21 protein-coding genes are annotated in these 23,508 nt (G+C 62.6%); 1 reads left to right on the top strand and 20 read right to left on the bottom strand.

Going from position 1 to position 23,508, the window contains the following annotated elements; genetic code table 11:
* Positions 1–86: 86 nt before the first annotated feature.
* Entirely contained in the window at positions 87–521 is a 435-nt protein-coding gene (locus ACP7AD_RS12710; protein ID WP_426147941.1) for a cupin domain-containing protein, read from the bottom strand.
* Positions 522–629: 108 nt separating this feature from the next.
* Between ACP7AD_RS12710 and ACP7AD_RS12705 the strand changes: the two genes are divergently transcribed.
* The gene (locus tag ACP7AD_RS12705; RefSeq protein WP_426147940.1) at positions 630–1,523 is read left to right on the top strand and encodes a LysR family transcriptional regulator; all 894 of its coding nucleotides are present in this window, start codon (positions 630–632) and stop codon (positions 1,521–1,523) included.
* A 190-nt stretch (positions 1,524–1,713) separates the two neighbouring features.
* Here the strand turns inward: ACP7AD_RS12705 and ACP7AD_RS12700 are convergent, their stop codons facing one another.
* The 19 genes from ACP7AD_RS12700 to glyQ all read right to left on the bottom strand — a co-directional run bounded on the left by ACP7AD_RS12700 (position 1,714) and on the right by glyQ (position 23,420).
* The gene (locus ACP7AD_RS12700) at positions 1,714–2,130 is read right to left on the bottom strand and encodes a rhodanese-like domain-containing protein (RefSeq protein WP_426147939.1); all 417 of its coding nucleotides are present in this window, start codon (positions 2,128–2,130) and stop codon (positions 1,714–1,716) included.
* A 29-nt stretch (positions 2,131–2,159) separates the two neighbouring features.
* On the bottom strand, positions 2,160–3,290 hold the full coding sequence (locus tag ACP7AD_RS12695) for an acyl-CoA dehydrogenase family protein (protein ID WP_426147938.1): 1,131 nt from the start codon (positions 3,288–3,290) through the stop codon (positions 2,160–2,162).
* Between the two features lie 31 nt (positions 3,291–3,321).
* A complete protein-coding gene (locus ACP7AD_RS12690; RefSeq protein ID WP_426147937.1) occupies positions 3,322–3,990 on the bottom strand; it encodes an SDR family oxidoreductase in 669 nt (222 codons plus the stop codon).
* A gap of 128 nt (positions 3,991–4,118) precedes the next feature.
* Positions 4,119–5,300 (bottom strand): acetyl-CoA C-acyltransferase, encoded by a 1,182-nt coding sequence (locus ACP7AD_RS12685; protein WP_426147936.1) that lies wholly within the window; start codon positions 5,298–5,300, stop codon positions 4,119–4,121.
* 50 nt (positions 5,301–5,350) lie between these two features.
* Positions 5,351–7,222 carry a bifunctional isocitrate dehydrogenase kinase/phosphatase gene (aceK, locus tag ACP7AD_RS12680; RefSeq protein ID WP_426147935.1) on the bottom strand — a complete coding sequence of 624 codons (1,872 nt, stop codon included), beginning with the start codon at positions 7,220–7,222 and terminating at the stop codon, positions 5,351–5,353.
* An 11-nt stretch (positions 7,223–7,233) separates the two neighbouring features.
* Positions 7,234–7,908, bottom strand: a complete 675-nt coding sequence (can, locus tag ACP7AD_RS12675; protein ID WP_426147934.1) for a carbonate dehydratase — start codon at positions 7,906–7,908, stop codon at positions 7,234–7,236.
* Positions 7,909–7,933: 25 nt separating this feature from the next.
* Positions 7,934–9,115 carry an isovaleryl-CoA dehydrogenase gene (locus tag ACP7AD_RS12670; protein WP_426147933.1) on the bottom strand — a complete coding sequence of 394 codons (1,182 nt, stop codon included), beginning with the start codon at positions 9,113–9,115 and terminating at the stop codon, positions 7,934–7,936.
* An 80-nt stretch (positions 9,116–9,195) separates the two neighbouring features.
* Positions 9,196–9,639, bottom strand: coding sequence for a PaaI family thioesterase (locus ACP7AD_RS12665; RefSeq protein ID WP_426147932.1), 444 nt, complete (start codon positions 9,637–9,639; stop codon positions 9,196–9,198).
* 82 nt (positions 9,640–9,721) lie between these two features.
* Positions 9,722–10,117, bottom strand: a complete 396-nt coding sequence (locus tag ACP7AD_RS12660) for a MerR family transcriptional regulator (RefSeq protein WP_426147931.1) — start codon at positions 10,115–10,117, stop codon at positions 9,722–9,724.
* 229 nt (positions 10,118–10,346) lie between these two features.
* Positions 10,347–11,906: a sensor histidine kinase gene (locus tag ACP7AD_RS12655; protein ID WP_426147930.1), complete on the bottom strand. Its 1,560-nt coding sequence runs from the start codon at positions 11,904–11,906 to the stop codon at positions 10,347–10,349.
* A gap of 51 nt (positions 11,907–11,957) precedes the next feature.
* Positions 11,958–12,599: a response regulator gene (locus ACP7AD_RS12650; protein WP_426147929.1), complete on the bottom strand. Its 642-nt coding sequence runs from the start codon at positions 12,597–12,599 to the stop codon at positions 11,958–11,960.
* Positions 12,600–12,735: 136 nt separating this feature from the next.
* Positions 12,736–15,756, bottom strand: a complete 3,021-nt coding sequence (locus tag ACP7AD_RS12645) for a PAS domain S-box protein (RefSeq protein WP_426147989.1) — start codon at positions 15,754–15,756, stop codon at positions 12,736–12,738.
* Between the two features lie 963 nt (positions 15,757–16,719).
* The gene (locus ACP7AD_RS12640; RefSeq protein WP_426147928.1) at positions 16,720–17,160 is read right to left on the bottom strand and encodes a response regulator; all 441 of its coding nucleotides are present in this window, start codon (positions 17,158–17,160) and stop codon (positions 16,720–16,722) included.
* 118 nt (positions 17,161–17,278) lie between these two features.
* Positions 17,279–18,094 carry a M48 family metallopeptidase gene (locus tag ACP7AD_RS12635; RefSeq protein ID WP_426147927.1) on the bottom strand — a complete coding sequence of 272 codons (816 nt, stop codon included), beginning with the start codon at positions 18,092–18,094 and terminating at the stop codon, positions 17,279–17,281.
* A gap of 116 nt (positions 18,095–18,210) precedes the next feature.
* A complete protein-coding gene (locus ACP7AD_RS12630; RefSeq protein WP_426147926.1) occupies positions 18,211–18,978 on the bottom strand; it encodes a lysophospholipid acyltransferase family protein in 768 nt (255 codons plus the stop codon).
* A 125-nt stretch (positions 18,979–19,103) separates the two neighbouring features.
* On the bottom strand, positions 19,104–19,670 hold the full coding sequence (gmhB, locus tag ACP7AD_RS12625; protein ID WP_426147925.1) for a D-glycero-beta-D-manno-heptose 1,7-bisphosphate 7-phosphatase: 567 nt from the start codon (positions 19,668–19,670) through the stop codon (positions 19,104–19,106).
* Complete coding sequence (locus ACP7AD_RS12620) at positions 19,667–20,332, bottom strand: hypothetical protein (RefSeq protein WP_426147924.1); 666 nt, start codon at positions 20,330–20,332, stop codon at positions 19,667–19,669. The genes gmhB and ACP7AD_RS12620 overlap by 4 nt, the downstream gene beginning before the upstream one ends.
* 7 nt (positions 20,333–20,339) lie before the next feature.
* On the bottom strand, positions 20,340–22,493 hold the full coding sequence (glyS, locus tag ACP7AD_RS12615) for a glycine--tRNA ligase subunit beta (protein WP_426147923.1): 2,154 nt from the start codon (positions 22,491–22,493) through the stop codon (positions 20,340–20,342).
* A gap of 3 nt (positions 22,494–22,496) precedes the next feature.
* The gene (gene glyQ / locus ACP7AD_RS12610; RefSeq protein ID WP_426147922.1) at positions 22,497–23,420 is read right to left on the bottom strand and encodes a glycine--tRNA ligase subunit alpha; all 924 of its coding nucleotides are present in this window, start codon (positions 23,418–23,420) and stop codon (positions 22,497–22,499) included.
* Positions 23,421–23,508 lie beyond the last annotated feature (88 nt).

Here is a 23,508-nt window from a genome sequence, read left to right as displayed (position 1 = left end):
CGCAGAAACCGCCCCATCGCCCGGCGGATACCGTTCGCATCGCTGGGCGGGGGCGACTCTGCGCCCGGCAGCAAAACCGGGGCGACTCAGTGCGCCGGATCAAGAAAAGGGGTGCCCGGCTCGCTCACATAAAAGATGACGACCCGCAAGGCGTCCGTGGCGCTCTTGTTGTGGCCCGTCATTTTCACGTTGGGCGGCTCGACAAAAGCCTGCCCCGCGCTGACGACGACGGGCGCCCTGCCCTCCAGGTTCAGCGTGAACTGGCCTTCGAGCACATAAACCGTGACCGGTGAGCGGTGCGTGTGAAACACGGTCTGATCGCCGGGCTTGAACGCGGCGGTCAGCACCCTGACCTCTTGCGTGTCCGACTTGGGCATCTGCAAGACGTTTTCCTTCAGGACCAGCTGCGGGGTGGCCAGGCCGGGCGCCTGCGCCTGCGCCGCCGGCCCGAAAGCGGCGCCCAGCGTCAAGGCCAGCAACGCGGCGCGCGTGCGACATGGGGGTTGATGGTGCGGTTTCATGGCAAGACCTTTCATCAGCGGTGGAGATACCGGTCAGTCTAGGCTTCCCCGCGCCCGTGCGCCAGCCGCAAATTTGCATAATGGGGCCGCAACCATGGGGAGTTCAGCATGTTCGACTGGGACGATCTCAAGCACTTTCTGGCCGTCGCGCGCCATGGCAGCACCACGGCTGCAGCGCGTGCGATGCACGTCGATCAATCGACCGTGCAGCGGCGCCTGGCGGCGCTTGAACGCCGCATCGGACAAAGCCTGGTCGAGCGGCGCGCCACCGGCTACCGCCTGACGGCCTACGGCCTGGCGTTGCTGCCGCACGCCGAGAGGGTCGAGCAGGACATGCTGTCGCTGGAGCGCTTTGTGCAGTCTTCTGCGCGTGCGCTGAATGGCGTCATCCGGCTGACCTGCCCGGAGCCGATCGTGCTGCGCATCAGCAAGTCAACGCTGCTGGAGCGCCTGGCGGCGCGCCATCCGGGTCTGCACGTCGAGTTTGTGATGAGCGACCACTACGTTGACCTGAACAAGGGTGAGGCCGATGTGGCGCTTCGGTCTGGCGACACCGTGGACAACCAGCTGATCGGGCGCAAGATCGCCGACTCCCTGTGGGCGGTGTACGGCGGCTGCGACTATTTGGCGCAGCACGGCAGCCCGCGCGGCCTGCAGGAACTGGCGCAACACGCCTGGGTCGGGTTCGACGAGAGCATGGCCAACCACCGCGCCACCCTGTGGCGGCGGCAGGTGGCGCCCGGCGCCAGAACGGTGGCCACGAGTGGCAGCGTGCTGGGAACGGTTCACTTCGCCAAAGCCAGCCTGGGTCTTGCGGCGCTGCCAACGGCGCTCGGTGATGCCGAGCCCGACCTGGTGCGGGTGCTGGGGCCGGTGGCCGAATTGACGCGCAGCTGGCGCATGCTGACCACGCGTCAGCTCAGGCGCACGCCCCGGGTGTCGGCCTTTTTCGAATTCATGGCGCAGGAGGTGCAGACGCTGCGGCCCATCCTCACGGGCTGAGTGGTGCGCAAGCGGCGCCGGACTCACGCAGTTTGCCTGCGCAGCGCTTAAGGCAGGGCTCTGGCCAAGCCGGCAAACACTCGCTTTTCGATAGCAACCTGTGCCGGCAAAGCGGGGGCCAGCGGCCTTTTTGGCTTGCAACTGGCCACCATCGTGGCAACACCGGGCAGCCCTGCCGGTCTCAGGCACGTCAGCCCTTCTTGGCTTTGCGCTCTTCCAAGGTTTCGGTCGGTGCGCCCTGCTTTTGCCACTCGGCATAGCCGCCGTCGATATGGGCCACATTGCGCATGCCCATGTCCTGCAGCGTCTTGGTCGCCAGCGCGCTGCGCCAGCCGGCGCCGCAAAACAGGATGAACTCCCGGCTCTCATCGGCAAAGATCGGCTTGAAATAGGGCGAGGCCGGATCAACCCAGAATTCCAGCATGCCGCGCGGCGCCAGGAAGGCACCGGGCACCGTGCCTTCGCGCTCCAGTTCGCGCACGTCGCGGATATCGACGATCTGCACCGCCGGGTCGGCCAGCCGCGCTGTTACGGCCTCGACCGAATAGGTTTTGACTTCTTCCATGGCCTCATCGACGAGGGACTGGAAACCTTTGGTAATGGGCATGAGTGTCTCTCCTGAAATGAGGGATGGCTTTAAGCCAGCGCGCGCTGGATGATGATTTTCTGCACATCCGACGTGCCTTCGTAGATCTGGCAAACCCGCACGTCGCGGTAGATGCGCTCGACCGGAAAATCGGTCACGTAGCCGTAGCCACCGAGCGTCTGGATGGCGATGCTGCAGACTTCTTCGGCCATTTCGCTGGCGAACAATTTGGCCATCGCCGCTTCCTTCAGGCAGGGCCGGCCGGCGTCGCGCAGGCTGGCGGCATGCCAGATCAGCTGGCGGGCGGCCTCCAGCTTGGTCGCGCAGTCGGCCAGCCTGAAGCCCACGGCCTGGTGGTTGAAGATGGCGGTGCCGAAACTCTGGCGGTCCTTGGCGTAGCTCAGCGCCACCTCGAACGCGCTGCGCGCCATGCCGACGCTTTGCGCGGCAATGCCGATGCGCCCGCCCTCCAGCCCGCCCAGTGCGATCTTGTAGCCTTCGCCCTCGGCGCCTATCAGGTTCTCGACCGGAATGCGGCAGTCGTCAAAGTTGACCTGCGCCGTGTCGCTTGAATGCTGGCCGAGCTTGTCTTCCAGCCGCGAGGCTGAATAGCCGGGCGCGTCGGTCGGCACGATGAAGGCGCTCATGCCTTTTTTGCCGGCGCCCTTGTCGGTGACGGCAATGACGATGGCGACCTGGCCGTTCTGGCCGCTGGTGATGAACTGCTTGACGCCGTTGAGCACGTAAGCGTCGCCTTGCCTGCTAGCGGTGGTGCGCAGCGACGAGGCGTCGCTGCCGGTGTGCGGCTCGGTCAGGCAGAAGGCGCCCAGCATGTCGCCCTGCGCCAACGGAGTCAGCCACTGCTTTTTCTGCGCCGGGTTGCCGTAGCGCATCAGGATGGCGTTGACCGGGCAGTTGGTCACGCTGATCGCCGTGCTGGTGCCGCCGTCGCCAGCCGCGATTTCTTCGAGCACCAGCGCCAGCGTGAGGTAGTCGAAGTTGGCGCCGCCGAATTCCTCGGGCACGCAGATGCCGTAGGCGCCCAGCGCGGCCAGGCCCCGGTGCGCTTCCTTGGGAAAGTAGTGTTCCTTGTCCCAGCGCGCGGCATGGGGCCAGAGTTCTGCCTGGGCGAAAGCGCGAACCGCGTCGCGCACCTGTTCCTGGTCTTGTGTCAGCAGCATGGTTGTTGTGTCCAGATCTTGATGAAGGGAATTACCACCCGGCAAACGGCCGGCCGTCGTGGTGTAAAAACTGGCCTTTGTGGGCCGGCGTGATGGCGCCAAGCGTGGCGCGCATGGCGCTCACGCTGTCTGAAGCGCTTTGTGGGGCGTTGGGTCCGCCCAGGTCGGTGCGCACCCAGCCGGGGCACAGCGCGACCAGAATGGCCGCCGGGTAGTCGTGCTGGGCTGACGCCACCGCCATGTTGAGCGCGGCCTTGCTGACGCGGTAGGTCCAGCCCTGGCTGGATTCCACGCTGCCGATATGCCCCATGCCGCTGCTGATGAAGGCAAACCGGCCCTGCGCAGCTTCCACCAGCGGGGCAATCTGCGGCAGCACCTGCATGGCGCCCATCACATTGGTGTGCAGGGTGCGGTCAAACAGCTCGCGCGTGGGTGGCGACAGCGCCGTGCCGGATGCATAGACGCCGGCAACATACAGCGCGGTGTCGATCTTTTCGCCGTCGAGTTGCCACGCCAGGCCGCTCACGCTGGCCGGCTGGCTCACGTCCACGGTCAGCACTTCGGCGCCCAGCGCCTGCGCTCGCTCGCGCCCGGCGGCGTCGCGCACGGTGGCAATGACGCGGTCGCCCGCCTCGGTGTACTGGCGCACGAACTCCAGGCCCAGACCGCGGGAAGCGCCGATGACAAGGACGACAGACATGATGTTTACCAGTAAAAAAGGCCTATAGCGCTTATACAGAAAGCGCCGAGAGCTATTATTTCAGGAGCAAGCATGACTTCATCAGGTCCGGTCAAAGCGGGCTGCATGCTGGCGTCCTCCGGGTGGGCTCAGAGCACTTCGATGGCAATGGCGGTGGCTTCGCCGCCGCCAATGCACAGCGTGGCAACGCCTTTTGTCAGGCCGCGCGCCTTCAGCGCATAAATCAGCGTGACGATGATGCGGGCGCCGCTGCAGCCAATCGGGTGGCCGAGTGCGCAGGCGCCGCCGTTGACGTTGACAATGTCGTGGCTCAGGTTCAGGTCGGCCATCGCAGCCATGGGCACCACGGCGAAGGCTTCGTTGATTTCCCACAGCTCCACGTCCTTGACGTCCCAGCCGATTTTCTTGAGCAGCTTGTTGACGGCGCCGACCGGGGCGGTCGAGAACCATTCGGGCGCCTGGGCAAAGGTGGCGTGGCCGATGATGCGGGCGATCGGCGTGGCACCGAGTTCCCTGGCGGTCGACTCGCGGGCCAGCACCAGCGCGGCAGCGCCGTCGCTGATGGACGAGCTGGAGGCGGCGGTGATGGTGCCGTCCTTCTTGAACGCGGGCTTGAGCGAGGCGATCTTGTCGAGCTTGACCTTGCCCGGGCCTTCGTCGCTGCTGATGACGGTGTCGCCGGCCCGGCCCTTGACGGTGACGGGCGTGATTTCGGCGCTGAAGGCACCGGACGCGATCGCGGCCTTGGCGCGCTGCACGCTGGCGGTGGCAAAGGCGTCCTGCGCCTCGCGGGTGAAGCCGTACTTGGCGGCGCAGTCTTCGCCAAAGGTGCCCATGGAGCGGCCAGGCTCGTAGGCGTCTTCCAGGCCGTCGAGCATCATGTGGTCCATCACGCGGTCGTGGCCGATGCGCATGCCGCCACGCGCCTTGGGCAGCAGGTAGGGGGCGTTGGTCATGCTTTCCATGCCGCCGGCCACCATCACGTCGCGGCTGCCGGCCACCAGCTGGTCATGCGCCAGCAGCGTGGCTTGCATGGCGGAGCCGCACATCTTGGACAGCGTGACGGCGCCGGTGCTGGCCGGCAGGCCGCCCTTGAAGCCGGCCTGGCGCGCCGGCGCCTGGCCCTGGCCGGCCATCAGGCAGTTGCCGAACAGCACTTCGTCGACCTTCTCGGGCGCGACGCCCGAGCGCTCGACGGCAGCCTTGATGGCGGCGCCGCCCAGGTCGTGGGCCGACAGGCTGGCGAAATCGCCCTGGAAAGCGCCCATGGGGGTGCGGGCGGCGCCGAGGATGACGATGGAATCAGACATGTTTTTCTCCTTGAATGGATGGTGGGTAAATGGGGTTGACGGCAGCGGCTTCAACCGGCAGATGCCGGGCCGTGCATGACGGCGAAGCGCTTTTGCTGCTCATAGGGAAACACGTCGTACACATGGCCGGCCTGGATGCGCGCCTGGTGCTGCTGCCAGAAAGCGGCATCGAGCAGGTCGGCATGGTGCTTCATGAAGACTTCGCGCACCGCGTCGTTGCCGAGCAAAAAGGGGCCGAAGGTTTCGGGGAACACGTCCTTGGGGCCGACCGAATACCAGATTTCGCCGCTCATTTCGTCTTCTTCGTTACGCGGCGTGGGCACTTTTCGGAACTTGCAATCGGTGATGTATTCGATCTCGTCGTAATCGTAGAAAACGACCTTGCCATGGCGCGTGATGCCGAAGTTCTTCCACAGCATGTCGCCGGGAAAGATGTTGGCCGCGACCATGTCCTTGATGGCGTTGCCGTATTCGACCACGGCGCGCTCGATCTGGTCCTTGCCCGCACGCTCGGCCACGCCGAAGTCGAACGCTTCCTGCAGGTAGATGTTCAGCGGGATCATGCGCCGCTCGATGTACACATGCTTGATGATGACTTCCGTCTGGCCGTCGCCGTCGCGGTCGCTGATCTCCAACTGGCTGGGGGCGAATTTCTCGATCTCGGCGATCAGCTCGTCGCTGAAACGGTCGCGCGGAAAGGCGACTTCGCTGTATTCCTGCGTGTCGGCCATGCGGCCGACGCGGTCGTGCTGCTTGACCAGCAAATACTTGCCCTTGATCTGCTCGCGGCTGGTGTCTTTTTGCGGTGGGTAGTAGTCCTTGATGATTTTGAACACATACGGAAACGACGGCAAATCAAACACCAGCATGACCATGCCCTTGATGCCGGGCGCGATGCGGAACTTGTCGGTCGAGTGGCGCAGGTGGTGCAGGAAGTCGCGGTAGAACAGCGTCTTGCCCTGCTTGGCCAGGCCCAGGGCGTTGTAGATTTCGGCGCGCGGCATGCGCGGCATCATGCTGCGCAGGAACTGCACATAGGCCGACGGAATGCCCATGTCGACCATGAAGTAGGCGCGCGCGAAGCTGAACAGGATCAAGAGGTCGTCCTCGCCGAACAGCGCCGCGTCAATCACCAGCCGGCCGGCGTCCGACTGGCTGGAAATGCCCTTGCTCTCGGCAGCCGTGGCCGGCCCCGGCGCTGGCTGGCTGTGCAGGATCGGCAGGGCAAAGGGCGTTTCACCAAAGCCGTTGATGATCTTGCCGACGACGTAGGCGCCCTTGTTGCGAAAAAACAGGCCCGAGAGCACCTGTATCTGGAAATTGGCGCGCAGCTTCACGTCGCCCAGACGCGCGGCCATGGCCTCGGCGACATAGCCGGCATCGCGCCACAGGTCCTCGAATTCGCAATGCAGGCCGAAGTCCCCGATCAGCTTGACAAGGGTTTCGTGCATGTTGTCGCGCGTCGGGTAGTAGGCGCGGTAGGTCGGCTGCGCGGTCGGCTCCTCGTTTTCGATGTACTCGGTGCTGACGGCGGGCCGGACAAAGATGAAATCGTTCTGGAAATAACTGCGGTGCAATATCTTGGTGGTGACCGAATTAAAAAAGGTTTCGGCCAGTTCAGGCTGCTGGTGGTTGACCAGCAGGCCGATGTAATGCAGCTTGACCTGATGCCACACGTCCATCGGCTGCTCGCCCGCCTTGAACTCGCGCTCCAGCCTGAACGACGCTTCGCGCACGCGCAGGTCGTAGAACTCGATGCGCTCGCGCTGGGCGCGCTGCTGGCCGTGCCAGTCGGCGGTCTCGAAGCGGTGCTTGGCCCGGCTTGATTCGGTGCGAAACAGCTGGTAGTGCCGGTTGAAGCCGTCCATCATCGCCTTGGCGATGTCATAAGCCACGGTGGAGTCAAGGCGCTGGGGGAACATCAAAAAAGTCCTTAAAGCTCGACGGGCCGGGCGCTCCAGTGCTGGCGTACACGGTCGATCGCCTTGCGGTACAGGTCATTCACGTCCTCGGGGCCGGGCACGCTCATCCGCAGGTCCTGCAGCAGCCCGTCATGCACGCCGAAGGACCAGCCATGAACCCTGACCGGCTGGCCTCGCGCCCAGGCGTCAACCATGACGGTGCTGACGGACACGTTGACCACCTGCTCGATCACATTGATGTCGCACAGTGCATGGGCGCGAACGTCGTCGGGCAGGCTGTCGAGCAGCGCCTGGTGGCGGTGGCGCACATCCTGGATATGGCGTATCCAGTTGTCGGCCAGCCCGATGCGCGCACCTTCCAGCGCCGCCTGCACGCCCGAGCAGCCGTAGTGGCCCACCACCATGATGTCCTGCACCTTGAGCCGCTCGACAGCGAACTGGATGGCCGACAGGGCATTGAGGTCCGAATGCACGACGATGTTCGCCACGTTGCGGTGGACAAACACCTCGCCCGGCTCCAGCCCGGTGATCTGGTTGGCGGGTACGCGGCTGTCGGAGCAGCCGATCCACATGTACTTGGGCGTCTGCTGCTTCACCAGGCTGGTGAAAAAGCCGGGGCGTTCAGCTTCCATACGCGCAGCCCATGCGCGGTTGTGGCTGAAAAGATCTTGAATGGATGAGGTCATGAAAGTGTGTCTTCGCCGGGCTGCGTTACATGGTCTCGGCAAAAAGCTCGCGGCCAATCAGCATGCGGCGAATTTCGCTGGTGCCGGCGCCAATTTCATAGAGCTTGGCATCGCGCCAGAGGCGGCCCAGCGGGTAGTCGTTGATGTAGCCGTTGCCACCAAAAATCTGAATGCCTTCACCCGCCATCCAGGTGGCTTTTTCGGCGCACCACAGGATGACGGAAGCGCAATCCTTGCGCACTTGGCGCACATGGTCCAGGCCCAGCATGTCGAGGTTCTTGGCGACGGTATAGGCAAACGAGCGGCCTGCTTGCAGCACGGTATACATGTCGGCGACCTTGCCCTGAATCAGCTGGAACTCGCCGATGCTCTGGCCGAACTGCTTGCGGTCGTGGATGTAGGGCAGCACGCTGTCCATCACCGACTGCATGATGCCCAGTGGCCCGCCGGTCAGCACGGCGCGCTCGTAGTCGAGACCGCTCATCAGGACCTTCGCGCCGCCGTTCAGGTTTCCCAGAATGTTCTGCCCGGGCACTTCGACGTTCTGGAACACCAGCTCGCCGGTGTGGCTGCCGCGCATGCCCAGCTTGTCGAGCTTTTGCGCGACGGAAAAGCCGGGCATGCCTTTTTCGATCAGGAAGGCCGTCACGCCGCGCGCGCCGAGTTCCGGCTCGGTCTTGGCATAGACCACCAGCGTGTCGGCATCGGGGCCGTTGGTGATCCACATCTTGCTGCCGTTGAGGACGTAATAGCCACCCTTGTCCTCGGCTTTGAGCTTCATCGAAATCACATCGCTGCCGGCGCCGGGTTCGCTCATGGCCAACGCGCCGACATGCTCGCCGGAAATCAGCTTGGGCAGGTATTTCTGGCGCTGTGCCTCGGTGCCGTTGCGCTTGATCTGGTTGACGCACAGGTTGCTGTGCGCGCCGTATGACAGGCCGACCGAGGCGCTGGCGCGGCTGATTTCCTCCATGGCGATCATGTGCGCCAGGTAGCCCATGCCGGCGCCGCCGTATTCCTCGCCAACGGTGATGCCGAGCACGCCGAGCGCGCCCATTTTTTCCCACAGGTCCATCGGGAACTGGTCGTTACGGTCCAGTTCGGCGGCGCGCGGCGCAATTTCAGCCTGCGCGAAGTCGCGCACCGCGTCGCGCAGGGCGTCGATGTCTTCGCCGAGCTGGAAATTGAGTCCTGGCATGTTGTTCATGATCGAGTCTTTCTTTAAAGGCCGGTTGGGAACGCGCTGCTGATGTCCGTTTGCGCGAGGGGATGAAGGCTAAACAGTGATTAATAGGTTTTGGGCACGGGAGCGATGGTTTGCTGCATTAGCGCGCAGGCGCTCTCCTTGCCGTCGACGCCGAGGTGCATCACCTCCGCCGTGGTCACGATGATGCGCTTGCCGGCCCGCGTGACGCGGCCCACGGCACGCAGCTCGCCATCCTTGAAACCGGCCAGGAAATTGATCTTGTACTCGACGGTGGTGACTTCCGTGTCAGGCGCAACCTGCGTCAGGGCCGCATAGCCGCCGGCAATATCAGCCAGCGCGCCCATGGCGCCGCCATGAAAGCCGCCCTGCTGCTGGATCACGCGATCCGAATAAGGCAGCGAGACCTCGCACAGTCCGGGTTCGACCCGCACCAGCCGCGCACCTAGATGCTGCATCAAGCCTTGCCGCAAAAAGCTCGCCTCGATTCGCTGAAACAGCGCTGATGGCGCGGTGGATGCTTCCATGGACAAGGCCCTGTAAGAATGGGTTGAGTCTGCCTTGCGGGCAGGCTTTTTGGTTGACGTTTACGTAAACGTCAATTATCACCTATTTTGACTTTTCAGCCTTTGAAAGCAGCATTTTGGTTTCCTTTTCATGGACACGGAGTTCTTCCAGGTTGGCCTGCAGATCGACCAGTTGCGCTTCGAGCTTTAGGCGGTGGTCGGCCAGGATGTTCAGGAACTTCCTCAGTTGCGGCGCCGTGTCTCGCGGGCTGTCATAGGAGTCGATGATCTCCTTGGCCTCGGTCAGGGAAAGCCCCAGGCGCTTGGCGCGCAGCGTGAGCTTGAGCCGCGTGCGGTCGCGCGCCGAATAGACGCGGTTGCGCCCGCCCGCCCCTTCACGCTCGGGCTGCAGCAGTCCCATGTCTTCATAAAAGCGCATGGCGCGGGTGGTCAGGTCAAACTCTTTGGCGAGATCGCTGATGGTGTAGGTAGTGGCCATGAGAGGAAGTAAAAGCCCAGCCGAGGCAACAGAACAATAGCGAAAACCGGTACTGTACTGTGGCCGCAATCCATAGACTCTTACGTTTACGTAAACGTCAAATATAACGTGAATGGGAGAAGCCGGTCTGCGGGCACGGCGCTTCCCGTTCACCGGTTTGCCGATACGCATTGGCAGGGAACCGGTTTTCAGGATGCACGCACGCACCGACAATGGCAAGAAACTAGGGTCAGGAAACGATCGGTTGCGCCTGCGGCAGCGACATGAAAAAGCTCGCGCCCATCTGATTGGGGCTTTCAGCCCATACCGTGCCGCCGTGCACCTGCGCGACCCGTTTGATGATGGCCAGCCCCAGACCATTTCCGGAGAAGTCGGCGGAAGAGTGGAGGCGCTGAAACGCCGTGAACAGATTACCGCTGTAGACCGGATCGAATCCTGCGCCGTTGTCAGCCACCACCAGGACCAGTTCCCCCGGCAGCTTGCCGGGCAACAGTCCGACCTTGATCCATGCTTCGACTTTTTTGGCGGTGAATTTCCAGGCATTGTCAAGCAGGCAGAACAGGGCAATGGTCAAAAGACCCCGGTTCCCGACGAGCATCAGGCTAGTGTCCATCTCGATCGTCACATCCCGGTCCGGATCGAGCTTGCGCAGATCGGCGAACAGGGATCGGCAGACGGGCACCAGATCGACCATTTCCGGCTTTCCGGAGCGAAGCGGCAGCTGGGCCAGCGTTCGCAGGTCGTCGACCAGCCTGGCGAGCTGGCTGATGCTGGCCTGAATGCGCCTGACGTAGTGCAGGCCCTGATCATCCAGGACCGGCGAATACTTTTCAGCCAGCCTGGACGCAAAACCCTGGGCGACATGCAGGGAATCCTGCAGGTCGCTGGAAACCGCCTGGGTGAAGGTCAGCAGGTCGTGCCTGGCATTTTTCAGTTCATCCTGCTGCGCAAGCAGTGTTTGCTGCAGCACGGCGTTGGATTTCTTGAGGACCGTGTCGGCAATGTGCCGGTCGCTGATGTCAGCCAGGCTGACCAGCACCGCATGGTGGCCATCCCACTTGACCTGGCTCCAGGCAAGTTCGACCAGGACCTCCTTGCCGTCCATTTTTTTCTGCCGGCACAGCCGCATCTCGGAATGGCCTTCCTTGCCGCTGTGCAGCGAATTCAGCAGTTCGGCGCCTTCCCCCTCGGGGAAAAGCACGTCCATGCTAAGTGTCATGAAGGTTTTGCGCGCAATGCCGTAAAACCTGATGGCGGCCTGGTTGGCCGCAAAGATTCGAAGCGAGGTGCGGTCGAACACCCACATGACATTCGGATTGGCTTCGAAGATCAGCTGGTTGTAGCGTTTGCTGTCTTCCAGCAGGCGCTGGTACTTTTGCGCTGGCCCCGCTTCGCGCAGGTTGACGATGTAACCGGCGGCGCATCGCCGCAGGGTGTATTCGACCCAGCTGTTTTCAAAGCTTTCATGAACAACGAAAACGTATTGATCCGAATCCACGAGCGCCAGTCCAGCCGCCGCTTCATGCTGGCTGGCGATTTCCTGCGATACGACGTCCCACAGGCTGTAGCCGCTGATGGCGGACAGGGACGCGCGCAAGAATACGAGCGCCCGGGGATTGGCGTCAACGATGGCCAACTGGTGGTCAAGAAGCACAATACCGTCCAGCGTCAGGTCGCCCACACCCCATTCCTGCCGTGACAACGGCAGGATGGCGTTGACATCATGCGGTTTTGCTTCGGGCGCGTCGGCTGGCGGGTTTGCCCGGAACTTGTCCAGAAATCGGGTCATGGCAGACGGGCGTAGGGTGTCAGGGACTGGAAGACTTACGGGGCGAGCAGGTCAGCGCCATTTGGCATTGGCCATGACCAGTGCGGTGACATAGCCCTGCAGCCAGTCGAAATTGACCGGCTTTTGAACCAGGCGCGCCTGTGGCGGAAGACCGCCGCGAGCGGCAATGGCATCCACGGCCATCCCGCTGATGACCACGATCTGCATGTCTGCCAGCTGCTGGTTGCGCTTGATGGTCCTGAGCATCTCGATGCCATCGACGCCCGGCATCGACAAGTCGGCAACCAAGAGGTCCGGGCGCATGCTGGCAATGTCCATCAGGGCGTCCAGCGCCGATGGCATCCAGGTGCAGTCAACCGGCAGATCCCACTCGTCAAAATGGCATCGGTACAGGTCACGCGTCGCCTCGTCGTCCTCGACCACCAGCACGCGCAAGCGGTGCTTGGGGTGAAGATCGGCACGCGAGAGCTGGGGACTGTGCTTGGTCAGGTAGGCATTGAGCGACTGCAGGGCAATGCGCCGATGACCGCCCAGCGTTTTCCAGGCATCGATTTCGCCTTTCTCGACCAGCGACTGAACCGTCGCCACAGACAAGCCGAGCATTTTGGCTGCATAGCTGGTCCCGCAGTAATCGTCACTTGAAAAGTCACTGGCAGTAATGGCAGCTTCGAAGGATTTTGGTTCACGCGACATCAAGGCACTTTAAAATGGTTTAAATTTGTCACAGTTGTAATCTTAATCAATTTAATGAGTTTTATCTGCATCGGGGCAAAATTCCCGTCCAGATACACAAAAGGACAACACCTGATGCCCTACGACAGGCCTTGTGCTAAGACAGCGTGAAGAAAAACGTGGTGCCAAGCCCCGGCGCGGACTCCGCCCATATGCGGCCGCCGTGCCGCTTGATCACGCGGCTAACGGTGGCCAGGCCGATACCGGTTCCCGAAAATTCAGAAACGCTGTGCAGCCGCTGGAAGGGCTGAAACAGCTTGTCAGCGTAAGCCATGTCAAAGCCTGCGCCGTTGTCTTTAATAAAAAAGACCGGCAAACCAGCCAGGTTGGATTGCTGGCCGACGCTGATTTCAGCCTGCGCCTTTTGCCCAGTGAATTTCCACGCATTGGCCAGCAGGTTTTCCATCACGATCCGGACCAGCCGCTCATCGCCATGCGCCTGCAGTCCGTTTTGAACCGTCACCGTCACCTGGCGCTCGGGCTGGCGGGTGCTCCATTCCTCCAGCAGCTTTCGCGCCATGAAGGACAGGTCCACCGGCGCGGTATTCAAGGGCGCACGCGAGACCTGTGACAGGGACAGCAAATCCTCGATCAACTGCCCCATTTGTGCCACGCCTGCCTGGATGCGCATCAGGTAATGACCCGCCTTGACACCGGCATCGCCCGCTATCTGCGGCGCCAGCTGCTTGGCGAGCAGCTTGCTGAAGCCGTCGATGGTATTGAGGGGCGAGCGAAGGTCATGGGACACGGAATATGAAAAGGCTTCCAGTTCCTGATTTGACAAGCGCAAAGCCGCTTCAATGGCCTTGATTTCCGTGATGTCCGCATCGATTCCCACCCAGAAGGCCACATTACCGTGGTCGTCCAGCACCGGGGACGCCCTGTAGGCCATGGTGTGAAAGCTGCCATCGCTGGCTCTCAGGCGCCGCAGTCCCGCGTACGAGGACTGGTTTGCTCTGGAAGCCGCCCATGTGCCCTTGATGTCAGCGACATCGTCGGGATGAACGACCGCCAGCCATTGGTAACCAGTCCAGTCCTTCAACGCGCCGCCCACCAGGTCAAACCAGGCCCGGTTGAAGTAGGTGGCGCGCCCGTCCGAACTGGCCGTCCAGACCATCTGAGGGGCCTGCTCGGCCAGCGCCCGGAACAATGCCTCCTGGCGAACCAGCGCAGCGGTGCGTTCCGCCACCTTTTGTTCCAGCACCGCATTGAGCTGGCCGATTTCTTCGAGAAGTTTCGTGTTTTCCAGACCGGCAGAAGCCAGGTGGCTCAGTTCCAGTGCGACGTATTCATCCTCTTTGGTGAACTCGCCTTCGTATTTGTCAGACAGCTGCAGGACACCGATATTTTTTCCATCCCTGCCCATCAATGGGACGGCGAGCCAGCCGCGCACGGGCGGAGGCATCGCTCCATAGTTGCCAAAATTCCGCCATCCGGGGTGCGCTTCAAGCTGGGCCTGGGTCATGCGTACGGAACGGTTGTTCTCGCAGACGACGGCATGGATGTCGCAGCCGTCGGTAGGCTTCATCATGCCCCGATAAGTTTCATACTTTTCGGAGAGCGACAGCGCATGCATGGTTTGCGGACGCATGCTGTCGGCGCTCAGGCACACGGCCGCCTGGTGTGCGCCAATGACGCCTCGCGCCTGCTCTGCAATTTCCTGCATGCTTCCTTCGACCGTCCGATGCCAGGTGATGGCCTGGGCCGCATCTGCTGCGCGTTGAAGGGTGAACAGGTACTCCTGCGCATCCTTTTCGGCTTTTTCCTGGACGGTCTTGTCCAGCGCGATAACAAACCGCGCATTCCGGCCGCCATATTGAACCGGCCGGGAAACCGTTTCGACCGCGAACAGCGAGCCGTCCTTGCGCAAATCGTGCGACACGGCACTTTTTCGCAGGGGACCGCCCAGCCGCTGGCGCAGTTCCTCACGCTCGGCGGCGGGCCGAATGTCAAAAATGCTCATCGACAGGAATTCCGCCTCTGAATATCCATAGGCCTGGCAGGCGGCCTGGTTCACGGCGAGAAAGCGGTTCGTCTCAATGTCATGGACACACATGGAAACTGGCGCCATGTTGAACAGCGCTGCGTAGCGCTGCTCGCTGTTGACAAGGGCCTGCTCGGCCAGTTTTCGCCCGGTGATGTCCCGCTCGACGGCCACCCAGTGGGTGAGGATGCCTTTTTCGTTGGCGACGGGAACCATATTCAGGTCGATCCAGAATTCGCGTCCGTTTTTAGCGTAATTGAGCAGCTCGGACTGGACAGGCTGCCATTTTTTGATGCTTTCCCGTATCCGGTCGAGTTCGCTGCGCTGGGTGTGGGCGCCCTGCAAAAAGCGGGGGGACGTGCCCAGTACCTCCGCACGGCTGTAACCCGTCAGGCGCTCGAAGGCGTCATTGACAAACACGATGCGCGGCCCCTGCTCATCGACCGGCTCCGCTTCGGTGATCATCACCACGTCGTTCAGGCGGGAAATGCAGGTTTCCAGCAGTTTCGCGTGCGCGTGCGCCTGGTGCTGTGCGGTGATGTCCTGTATCACGCCAGCCAGCCGGACGACCTTGCCATTTTCGAGCAGGGCGCGCCCCTGGGTGCGCACCCGGACTGGCTGGCCGGTGGCGGTCACCAGCGCAAGTTCAATATCCCACGGCGTTGCGTCCTTGATGGCCGATCGGATAGCCGACGTGATGACGGGCCGGGCATCGGCTTCAAAAAAATTGATCGCGTCTTCAAAGCTGATGTCCTGCGAAGGATCGACACCGTGGATGCGGTAGGTTTCCGCTGACCAGCAGGGCGTCATGCCGTCAACCATCAGCTCCCAGCCCCCGACCCTTGCCAGCGCGCCCGCACGGTTCAGCAGTTCGGCGCTGTGGACAGCGGCCTGCTGGGCGACGCACAATTTTTGCTGCACCGCGCGGCTTTTCGACAGTTCAGCTTGCAGCGCGCCCTGCTGTGCCTGCAGGGCCTGGGCCATGCGGTTAAAGCCCTCGGCGATACGGAAAAACTCGTCTGCAGGCTCGTTCGGGCCCAGCGCGATACGCGTGTCAAGCCGGCCTTGCTGTAACTGCCCGGTGGCCTCAAGAATGCTGGCAGCGGGCTTCACAATGGCACGCGTCCCCAGCATCCAGGCCAGCCAGCCGCCCAACAGCGTCACCAGCGCCAGCGCGGCCAGTTCCAGCCAGAGCTGGCGCTGGCTTGGTGCGACCACCAGGCGGCGGTCCATGCTGACCGCCACGACAAAGGCCGTACCCGTATCCGCACTGGTGGGCATGTAGGCCCACAAGCGTTGCTGGCCATTTTTGTCAGCGCCCTCGCGCACCGATGTGCTTCGGGTCTTGAGCGCCTCCTGAATCACCAGGCTGGCCGCGTTTTGTCCGATTTGGAGCGGCAGGCCGGGTGACCCGGCCAGCAAGGCTCCATGGCGGTCATGAACGCCCAGCCCAGCACCCGGTGGCAACTGGGCGGCGGCCAAAGAAGCAACCACCGAGGCCAGGTCAAGGGCCGCGTAGGCAACGAACAAGACAGAACCCTTGCTGTCGAGCACCGGCAAGGCAAACGGGACGACAGGCTTTCCAGACAGGCGGCCGACCATGAACTCACCGGCCACGAAGCGCCCGCTGGCGACAGCGTCGCGAAAAAAGGAACGATCACCGACATAAAGAGGCGCAGCCGTGACCAGGCCGCTGCAAAGAACAAAACCCTGCGCACTGGCAATGCCAAAATTGGCGTAAGAGGGCAGCTGCCGCCGGAGTTCGCTCAGGTGCTGGTTGCAGTGCGCATACTGGCCCTCGCGGATGCCGGGAACATGCGAGATGGCCACCAGGACCTGGTGCGCGGTCTCGATGACTTGCTGCTGGTTGGAAGCGGCCAGCGAGACGGCAAACTTCAGGTCGTTAGTGGCCCGGCTGAGCGCTGCGTCCGAGCTCAGCTCGGCATTGAAGATGGCCAGGCCCAGGAGCGGAACCATGGCGGCCGCCACCAGCAAGACAAGTTGCTTGCGCAGGGTAAGCTGCAAGTTCATAGGCGAGGCGGTAGCAGGCGCTGGGCGCCACGTCGTTCAGGGACGACGCCGGCGCAGGGCAAGGCGTCAGACAGCCGCCAGTGATTCATTCACATCCAGCCAGTAGGCCTGCAGACGGTTCAGTTTTTCGGTGAAGTCGATGAAATCGACTGGCTTGCGCACAAAGCTGCTGGCCCCGCTCTGGTAGCAGCCGACCATGTCCGAGTGTTCACTCGACGACGTCAGCATGATGACCGGAACCAGCGAGGTCAGCGGATTGCTGCGAACGCTGCGCAGCACGTCGAGCCCCGAAAGCTTGGGCAGCTTCATGTCCAGCAGGATAAAAGACGGCTGCCTGCGAACATCGCGGCCGGCATGTTTTCCTTGACCAAAAAGGTAGTCGAGCGCTGCGGCACCGTCGCAGGCCACGGCGATCTCTGCGCCAACGCCCAGCTCCTTAAGGGTCAGCACCGTCAGTTCCAGGTGGTCCGGGTTGTCTTCTACAACAAGTATCAGCTTATCGGACATGCTTGGTTCCATAGTTAATGATTAATTTTAGCCAGTTTTGGGTGTTTGTTGATTTTAATAATGTTTCATTAATTTCAATTTAATACAAAATACCATTGACTTATTTCAGGTTTCATCTTTACAAAAGCACTTCGTCCTTGAGCTGCCGGCGCAAAACAGCGTGCTCGGGCATGACGCCTTGCACGGTAGCCCAGAAACGGGGGCTATGGTCCATGAAACGCAGGTGGCTGAGCTCGTGCACCACCACATAGTCGATCAAGGCCGGACTCAAGTGCATCAGGCGCCAGTTCAGCCGGATGGCGCCGCTGCTGCTGGCGCTGCCCCAACGGGTGGCGGCGCTGGAAAGGCTGAGCTTGCGCCACTGCACCCCCAGTTGAGGCGCAAAAAAGTCCAGCCTGGCGGTAAAAACCGGCAAAGCCTGCGCTATGAGCCAGGCATGCACCATTCGTTCAATCTGGGCCGGCCCGGCGTCGGCGGGCAGCTTGAGGCGCAGGACGCGCGCCGCGCCGGTGCCTGCGGCTTCGGGGACCAGGGCGCTGTGCGGCTGGCGCGCATCGAGCACCAGCCGCACCGGCTCGCCCAGGAAAGGAAAAACGGCGCCGTCCCGCCAGTCGGTCCGCTGCGATTCCTGCTGGCGGTGCCGTTCGCGCGTGTCAATCAGTTTTTTGACGATCCAGCCGGACTTGCCCAGCACGGCCTGGTCAATTTCCTGGAGCGGCACCCATTTCGGCGCGCTGACGGCCAGGCCTTCCCGGCCTACGGAAAACCCGATGGTCTGGCGTTTTCCGCGCTTGAGTTCATAGGCCACCAGCTGGCCAGCCAGCACGATTTCGCGCGTGGCGCGCGGATGGCGAAAAACGACTGGCACCGGCAAAACCGGCTCTGCTATTACTTCCATAGCTGCATGCACAATATCCACGTGCGGAAAAGGCATATTTGATGCTGAATCTGCCGATTTTCTGGCGCCGGCGGGCAGTTCGGGCTCGGGCAAGAAAAAATCAAACGCCAACTGGACCCGCCTGCGCGCTGTGGCAGCCACCTGCGCGGCTTTCAGGAACGCGGCTTGGCCGGTACGGTTTCGCCGCCGGCATAGGCCTCGGGGTCGAGCCGGCGCATTTCGGCCTCGATCCAGGCCTCGACCTCGCGCATCAGCTCGTCGGGCTTGCGGCCGGCACTGGGAATCGGCTTGCCGATGGAAATGTCGACGATGCCAGGCTTCTTGATGAAGGCCTTGCGCGGCCAGCACTTGGCCGAGGTCACGGCAATCGGGATCACCGGGGCGCCGGTTTCGATGGCCAGGCGCGTGCCGCCCGACTTGTACACGCCTTTTTGCCCCCGGTTGATGCGCGTTCCCTCGGGGAACATGATGACCCAGGTGCCCTGCGCCATCAGCCGCTTGCCCTGCTCGACCACCTTGCCAAACGCTTGCGTGCGCTGGCTGCGGTCGATATGGATCATGTCCATGCGCGCCATCGCCCAGCCGAAGAACGGGATGTACAGCAGCTCCTTCTTGAACACATAGGCCAGCGGATGCGGCATGATCGCCGGCATGGTCAGCGTTTCCCAAGTGGACTGGTGTTTGACCAGCAGCACGGCGGCGCTTTTCTCGCCGGTGGGCAGGTTTTCCATGCCGGTCACGCGGTTCTGGATGCCCAGGATGACGGTGCCGCTGTCCACCGCCAGCTTGAGCCAGCGCGCGCACATCCAGTACATCGTGGTGCTACTGACGAACAGCGAGGCAATCACCACGAACAGCGCCCAGGGAATGACGGTCAGGATCAGCCACAGCATGTGCAAAAGGGAGCGAATCAGGGGCATGGCGTTGGTATCAAAGGTGGGTTGGAAAGGCCGGGCGTGCGGGACTGCCGGCGGGCTTCAAGCGCAGGATTCGCAATGCTTTTTGCCTTTTGCGCAGGCTGCATATGCGCAGGCAGCTATCTTTTTCATACCGGCGCCGAGGGCGTTGCACGCGCCAGGATGCAATCGGCAAAGGCCGACAGGTCCTGATGCACCAGCGTGCCCGGTGGCAGTCCTTCGGGCGGCGCCATGCCCCGGTATTTTTCCGACTTGCCAGTGAGCACCAGGTGCGGCTCGCAACCGGCCGCCGCGCCGGCCTGCACATCGCGCACCGAATCGCCAACGGTCGGGACGCCCTTGAGCGGAACGCCAAAACGCATGCCGATCTGCTCGAACAACCCGGGCCGGGGCTTGCGGCAGTTGCAGTGTTCCTCGGCGGTGTGCGGGCAGAAAAACACTGCATCGATGCGCCCGCCCTGCATGGCCAGCAGCTTTTGCATCTTGGCATGCATGGCGTTGAGCGACACCACGTCGAACAGGCCGCGCCCCAGCCCCGACTGGTTGGAGGCAATTACCACATGCCAGCCGGCATGGTTGAGCCGGGCAATCGCTTCGAGCGCGCCGGGCAGCGGCAGCCATTCTTCGGGCGTCTTGACGAAGTCGTCGCTGTCGCTGTTGATGGTGCCGTCGCGGTCGAGGATGACGAGTTTCATGGGGTTTTCGTGATGGGGGAAACGGGCGGCGCAACCTGCCAGCCGGTGACAAACAAGCCGCCGAAGCGGCCCGGCGCAAGCTGCAGCGCCAGCGTGTCGCCGGGCTGAAGCGGCAAGGCCCGGGCATCGTCGATCAGCAGGCGGTTCGGAATCTCCAGGCCCTCGACCTGCAGCACCAGCTCGGTGCCGCCCAGGCTGCGCAGGCTGGGCCGCTTGAACTGGGCGGTCACCACCCGGGCCCGTACCAAGGCCTGCGGCGCGGGCGCTGCGGCCGTCATGCCCTGCAAGACCAGCCCCTGCCGGTTGAAATGGCGCTGCGCCAGCGCGCCGCTGCCGGCCAGCCACAGCAGCAGCCAGGCGGCGCCGATCACCGGCATGACACGCTGCCAGCCCAGCCGGTAAATGACCAGCCCCGCCGCGACCAGTAAGGCCAGCGCCAATGCCACGGGCCACAGCAGGTCCAGCGCGCCGGCCGTGGTGGACACCGGCGCCAGCGGCAGCGCCGGCACGATGTTCTGGCGGTCGTCCATCATCTGAAGCAGCCAGCGGACCGCGACCATGAATGCAGGCGGCCCGAACAGCAGCCAGGCCGTGCGCTGGGAAGTCCAGCCGTTTGCGGCGGAATTCAAGCCGCTGCGCGTCAAGGGTTCGGTGGAAGGCATGGCCGCGTCAAGCCGCCAGACGCGACAGGTCGGCCACCCGGTTCATGGCGTCGTGCAGGCTTTTGAGCAGGCCCTGGCGGTTCAGCCGCAGGTCGAGTTCTTCGGCATTGACCATCACGCCGTCAAAAAAGGCATCGACCGGCGCGCGCAGGGCCGCCAGAGTTTGCAAGGAAGCGGCATAGTCGCCGGCATCGAACTGCGCATTGGCAGCAGGAACGATGTCCTTCATGGCCGCGTACAGGGCGATTTCAGCGGGCTCTTTGAGCAGCAGTTCGCTGACATGCGGGTCCACTTCCTGGGCTTTTTTCAGGATGTTGCCGATGCGCTTGTTGGCGGCGGCCAGGGCGGGGGCTTCGGGCAATGCCGAAAAGGCGCGCACGGCGGACAGGCGCCGGGCCACGTCGCCCAGGCGCTGCGGCTTTTGGGAGATGACTGAATCGACTTCCTGCGCGCTGTAACCCTGCTCGCGCAGACTTCCGGCGAAGCGGTCGTAAATAAAGTCCTGTAGTTCTACAACAGCACGTCCGAATTCGAAACCGGAAATTCCTTTAAATACAGTGGCTGCATCCTGGAGCAAGGTGTCCAGACCAAGCGGCAGGTCTTTTTCCACCAGCATCCGGATCACGCCCAAGGCATGGCGGCGCAGCGCGAACGGGTCCTTGTCGCCCGTGGGCAGGTTGCCGATGCCGAACATGCCGACCAGCGTTTCGAGCTTGTCGGCCAGCGCGACAACCACGCCTACGGGGTTGCGCGGCAGTTCATCACCGGCAAAGCGCGGCTTGTAGTGGTCTTCAATCGCGTCGGCCACGTCGGCGGGCTGGCCGTCGTTGAGCGCGTAGTAGCGCCCCATGATGCCTTGCAACTCGGGGAATTCGCCGACCATGTCGGTGACCAGATCAGCCTTGGCCAACTGCGCAGCCAACTGCGCATGGATAGCCAAGCCCGAGTCCCCCGAAGGAACAAGACTCTTGCCAATTGCATAGGCGATCTGACAAACGCGGGTTATCCGCTCGCCCTGCGAGCCCAGCTTGTTGTGATAAACCACCTTGTCCAGCCCCGCCACGCGCGAAGCCAGACTTTTCTTGCGGTCCTGGTCAAAGAAAAATTTCGCATCGGCCAGGCGCGGGCGCACAACGCGCTCGTTGCCGCCAATCACCGCGCTGGCGTCTTCGGGGTTGATGTTGCTGACCACCAGAAAACGGTTCGTCAGCTTGCCGCTAGCATCTAACAGCGGAAAGTATTTCTGGTTGGCCTTCATCGTCAGGATCAGGCATTCCTGCGGCACGCCGAGAAACTCTGTTTCAAACTGGCAGACCAGCACATTGGGCCGCTCGACCAGCGCCGTCACTTCATCGAGCAGCGCATCGTCCTCAATCGGCTGCACGCCGCCGCCCAGTTCAGCGGCAGCATCAAGCAGCTGGCGGGCAATCTCGGCCTTGCGCTGGGCAAAGCCGGCGATCACCGCGCCGTCGATTTCCATCGTCACCGCATAGCTGTCGGCATCCTTCAACACCACCGGATCGACGGCGGCTTCAAAACGGTGGCCGTGCGTGGTGTTGCCGGCCTTCAGGCCCAGCACCTTCACCGGCACCACGGTGCTGCCGTGCAGCGCGACCAGCCCGTGCGCCGGACGCACGAAGTTCACGCTGGTCCAGCCGGGCAGTTCGCAGTCGGTTTCCAGCTGGTAGCTCATGACCTTGGGAATCGGCAGCTTGGCAATCGCTTCTTCCAGCGCCTTTTGCAGGCCGGTGTCCAGCGTCGCGCCGGTCACCAGGCTGTCGTAGAACAGCGCTTCGGCCTTGCCGTCGGGCGCGCGTTTCAGCGCGGCGACAGCGGCGGCGGGGTCCGACACGTCAGCGCCCAGCGCCTGCAGCTTTTTCAACAGCGCGGGCGTGGCCTCGCCTGCCGTGTTCAGCCCCACGGAAACCGGCATGAGCTTTTGCTGCACCGCCTTGTCGTCGGCCTTGAGCCAGACGTGGCTGATGTGCGCGGCCAGCCGGCGCGGCGAGGCGTAAGCTGTCACCACGGACGCATCCGTGGCCAGGCCCAGCGCCCGGAGTTGCTCGGCCAGCACGCCGGCAAAGGCGTCGCCCAGCTTTTTCAGTGCCTTGGGCGGCAGTTCTTCGACAAACAGTTCGACCAGAAGGTTTTGGGTGGTCATGGCTCAGGCGCCCTTCTTCGTCGTCTTGTGTGCATTCGTCATTTGTTCGACCCATTCGCGCGGCGCCATGGGGAATCCCAGGCGCTCGCGGCTTTCCAGATAACTCTGTGCGACCAGGCGCGACACATTGCGGATGCGGCCCATGTAGGCGGCGCGCTCGGTCACGCTGATGGCGCCGCGCGCGTCGAGCAGGTTGAAGCTGTGCGCGGCCTTGAGCACCTGCTCGTAGGCCGGCAGGGCGAGCTGCTGCTCGATCAGGTTTTTCGACTGCTTTTCATGCGCGGTGAAGGCGGTGAACAAAAAGTCGGTGTCGGAATGCTCGAAGTTGTAGGTCGATTGCTCGACCTCGTTTTGCTTGTACACGTCGCCGTACGTCAAGCCTTCGGTCCACGTCAGGTTGTAGACGTTGTCCACGCCTTGCAGGTACATCGCCAGGCGTTCCAGGCCGTAGGTGATTTCGCCGGTGGCCGGCTTGCAGTCGATACCGCCGACCTGCTGGAAATAGGTGAACTGCGTGACTTCCATGCCGTTAAGCCAGACCTCCCAGCCCAGGCCCCAGGCGCCCAGCGTCGGGTTTTCCCAGTCGTCCTCGACAAAGCGGATGTCGTTTTTCTTCAAATCGAAGCCCAGCGCTTCAAGGCTGCCCAGGTAGAGCTCCAGAATGTTGCTCGGTGCGGGCTTCAAGACCACCTGGTACTGGTAGTAATGCTGCAGGCGGTTGGGGTTTTCGCCATAGCGGCCGTCTTTCGGGCGGCGGCTCGGCTGCACATAAGCAGCCTTCCAGGGCTCGGGGCCAAGCGCTCTTAAAAACGTAGCAGTATGCGACGTTCCGGCGCCGACTTCCATGTCATAAGGTTGCAAAAGTGCGCAACCCTGGTCGGCCCAGTAAGACTGCAGCTTCAGGATGATTTGCTGAAAGGTAAGCATAGGCATTGTTCTTGTCGGTGGCGGGTGCAGCTTCAAGGCACCGGGAAATCAAGGAGTTGGCAACACCAGAGGCGGCATCGCACAAGCA

The sequence above is a fragment of the Polaromonas sp. DSP2-3-2b2 genome (assembly GCF_049895905.1).
Classification (GTDB): domain Bacteria; phylum Pseudomonadota; class Gammaproteobacteria; order Burkholderiales; family Burkholderiaceae_C; genus Polaromonas.
Note: the sequence above shows the minus strand (reverse complement) of the source record. Positions and strands in the feature narration are given on the sequence as shown.

Bases quoted from the DNA above. Each gene is read 5' to 3' on its own strand.
- ACP7AD_RS12710 (WP_426147941.1), bottom strand. From the start codon at position 521: ATGAAACCGCACCATCAACCCCCATGTCGCACGCGCGCCGCGTTGCTG.
- ACP7AD_RS12705 (WP_426147940.1), top strand. From the start codon at position 630: ATGTTCGACTGGGACGATCTCAAGCACTTTCTGGCCGTCGCGCGCCAT.
- ACP7AD_RS12700 (WP_426147939.1), bottom strand. From the start codon at position 2,130: ATGCCCATTACCAAAGGTTTCCAGTCCCTCGTCGATGAGGCCATGGAA.
- ACP7AD_RS12695 (WP_426147938.1), bottom strand. From the start codon at position 3,290: ATGCTGCTGACACAAGACCAGGAACAGGTGCGCGACGCGGTTCGCGCT.
- ACP7AD_RS12690 (WP_426147937.1), bottom strand. From the start codon at position 3,990: ATGTCTGTCGTCCTTGTCATCGGCGCTTCCCGCGGTCTGGGCCTGGAG.
- ACP7AD_RS12685 (WP_426147936.1), bottom strand. From the start codon at position 5,300: ATGTCTGATTCCATCGTCATCCTCGGCGCCGCCCGCACCCCCATGGGC.
- aceK (WP_426147935.1), bottom strand. From the start codon at position 7,222: ATGTTCCCCCAGCGCCTTGACTCCACCGTGGCTTATGACATCGCCAAG.
- can (WP_426147934.1), bottom strand. From the start codon at position 7,908: ATGACCTCATCCATTCAAGATCTTTTCAGCCACAACCGCGCATGGGCT.
- ACP7AD_RS12670 (WP_426147933.1), bottom strand. From the start codon at position 9,115: ATGAACAACATGCCAGGACTCAATTTCCAGCTCGGCGAAGACATCGAC.
- ACP7AD_RS12665 (WP_426147932.1), bottom strand. From the start codon at position 9,639: ATGGAAGCATCCACCGCGCCATCAGCGCTGTTTCAGCGAATCGAGGCG.
- ACP7AD_RS12660 (WP_426147931.1), bottom strand. From the start codon at position 10,117: ATGGCCACTACCTACACCATCAGCGATCTCGCCAAAGAGTTTGACCTG.
- ACP7AD_RS12655 (WP_426147930.1), bottom strand. From the start codon at position 11,906: ATGACCCGATTTCTGGACAAGTTCCGGGCAAACCCGCCAGCCGACGCG.
- ACP7AD_RS12650 (WP_426147929.1), bottom strand. From the start codon at position 12,599: ATGTCGCGTGAACCAAAATCCTTCGAAGCTGCCATTACTGCCAGTGAC.
- ACP7AD_RS12645 (WP_426147989.1), bottom strand. From the start codon at position 15,756: ATGCTGGGGACGCGTGCCATTGTGAAGCCCGCTGCCAGCATTCTTGAG.
- ACP7AD_RS12640 (WP_426147928.1), bottom strand. From the start codon at position 17,160: ATGTCCGATAAGCTGATACTTGTTGTAGAAGACAACCCGGACCACCTG.
- ACP7AD_RS12635 (WP_426147927.1), bottom strand. From the start codon at position 18,094: ATGCCTTTTCCGCACGTGGATATTGTGCATGCAGCTATGGAAGTAATA.
- ACP7AD_RS12630 (WP_426147926.1), bottom strand. From the start codon at position 18,978: ATGCCCCTGATTCGCTCCCTTTTGCACATGCTGTGGCTGATCCTGACC.
- gmhB (WP_426147925.1), bottom strand. From the start codon at position 19,670: ATGAAACTCGTCATCCTCGACCGCGACGGCACCATCAACAGCGACAGC.
- ACP7AD_RS12620 (WP_426147924.1), bottom strand. From the start codon at position 20,332: ATGCCTTCCACCGAACCCTTGACGCGCAGCGGCTTGAATTCCGCCGCA.
- glyS (WP_426147923.1), bottom strand. From the start codon at position 22,493: ATGACCACCCAAAACCTTCTGGTCGAACTGTTTGTCGAAGAACTGCCG.
- glyQ (WP_426147922.1), bottom strand. From the start codon at position 23,420: ATGCTTACCTTTCAGCAAATCATCCTGAAGCTGCAGTCTTACTGGGCC.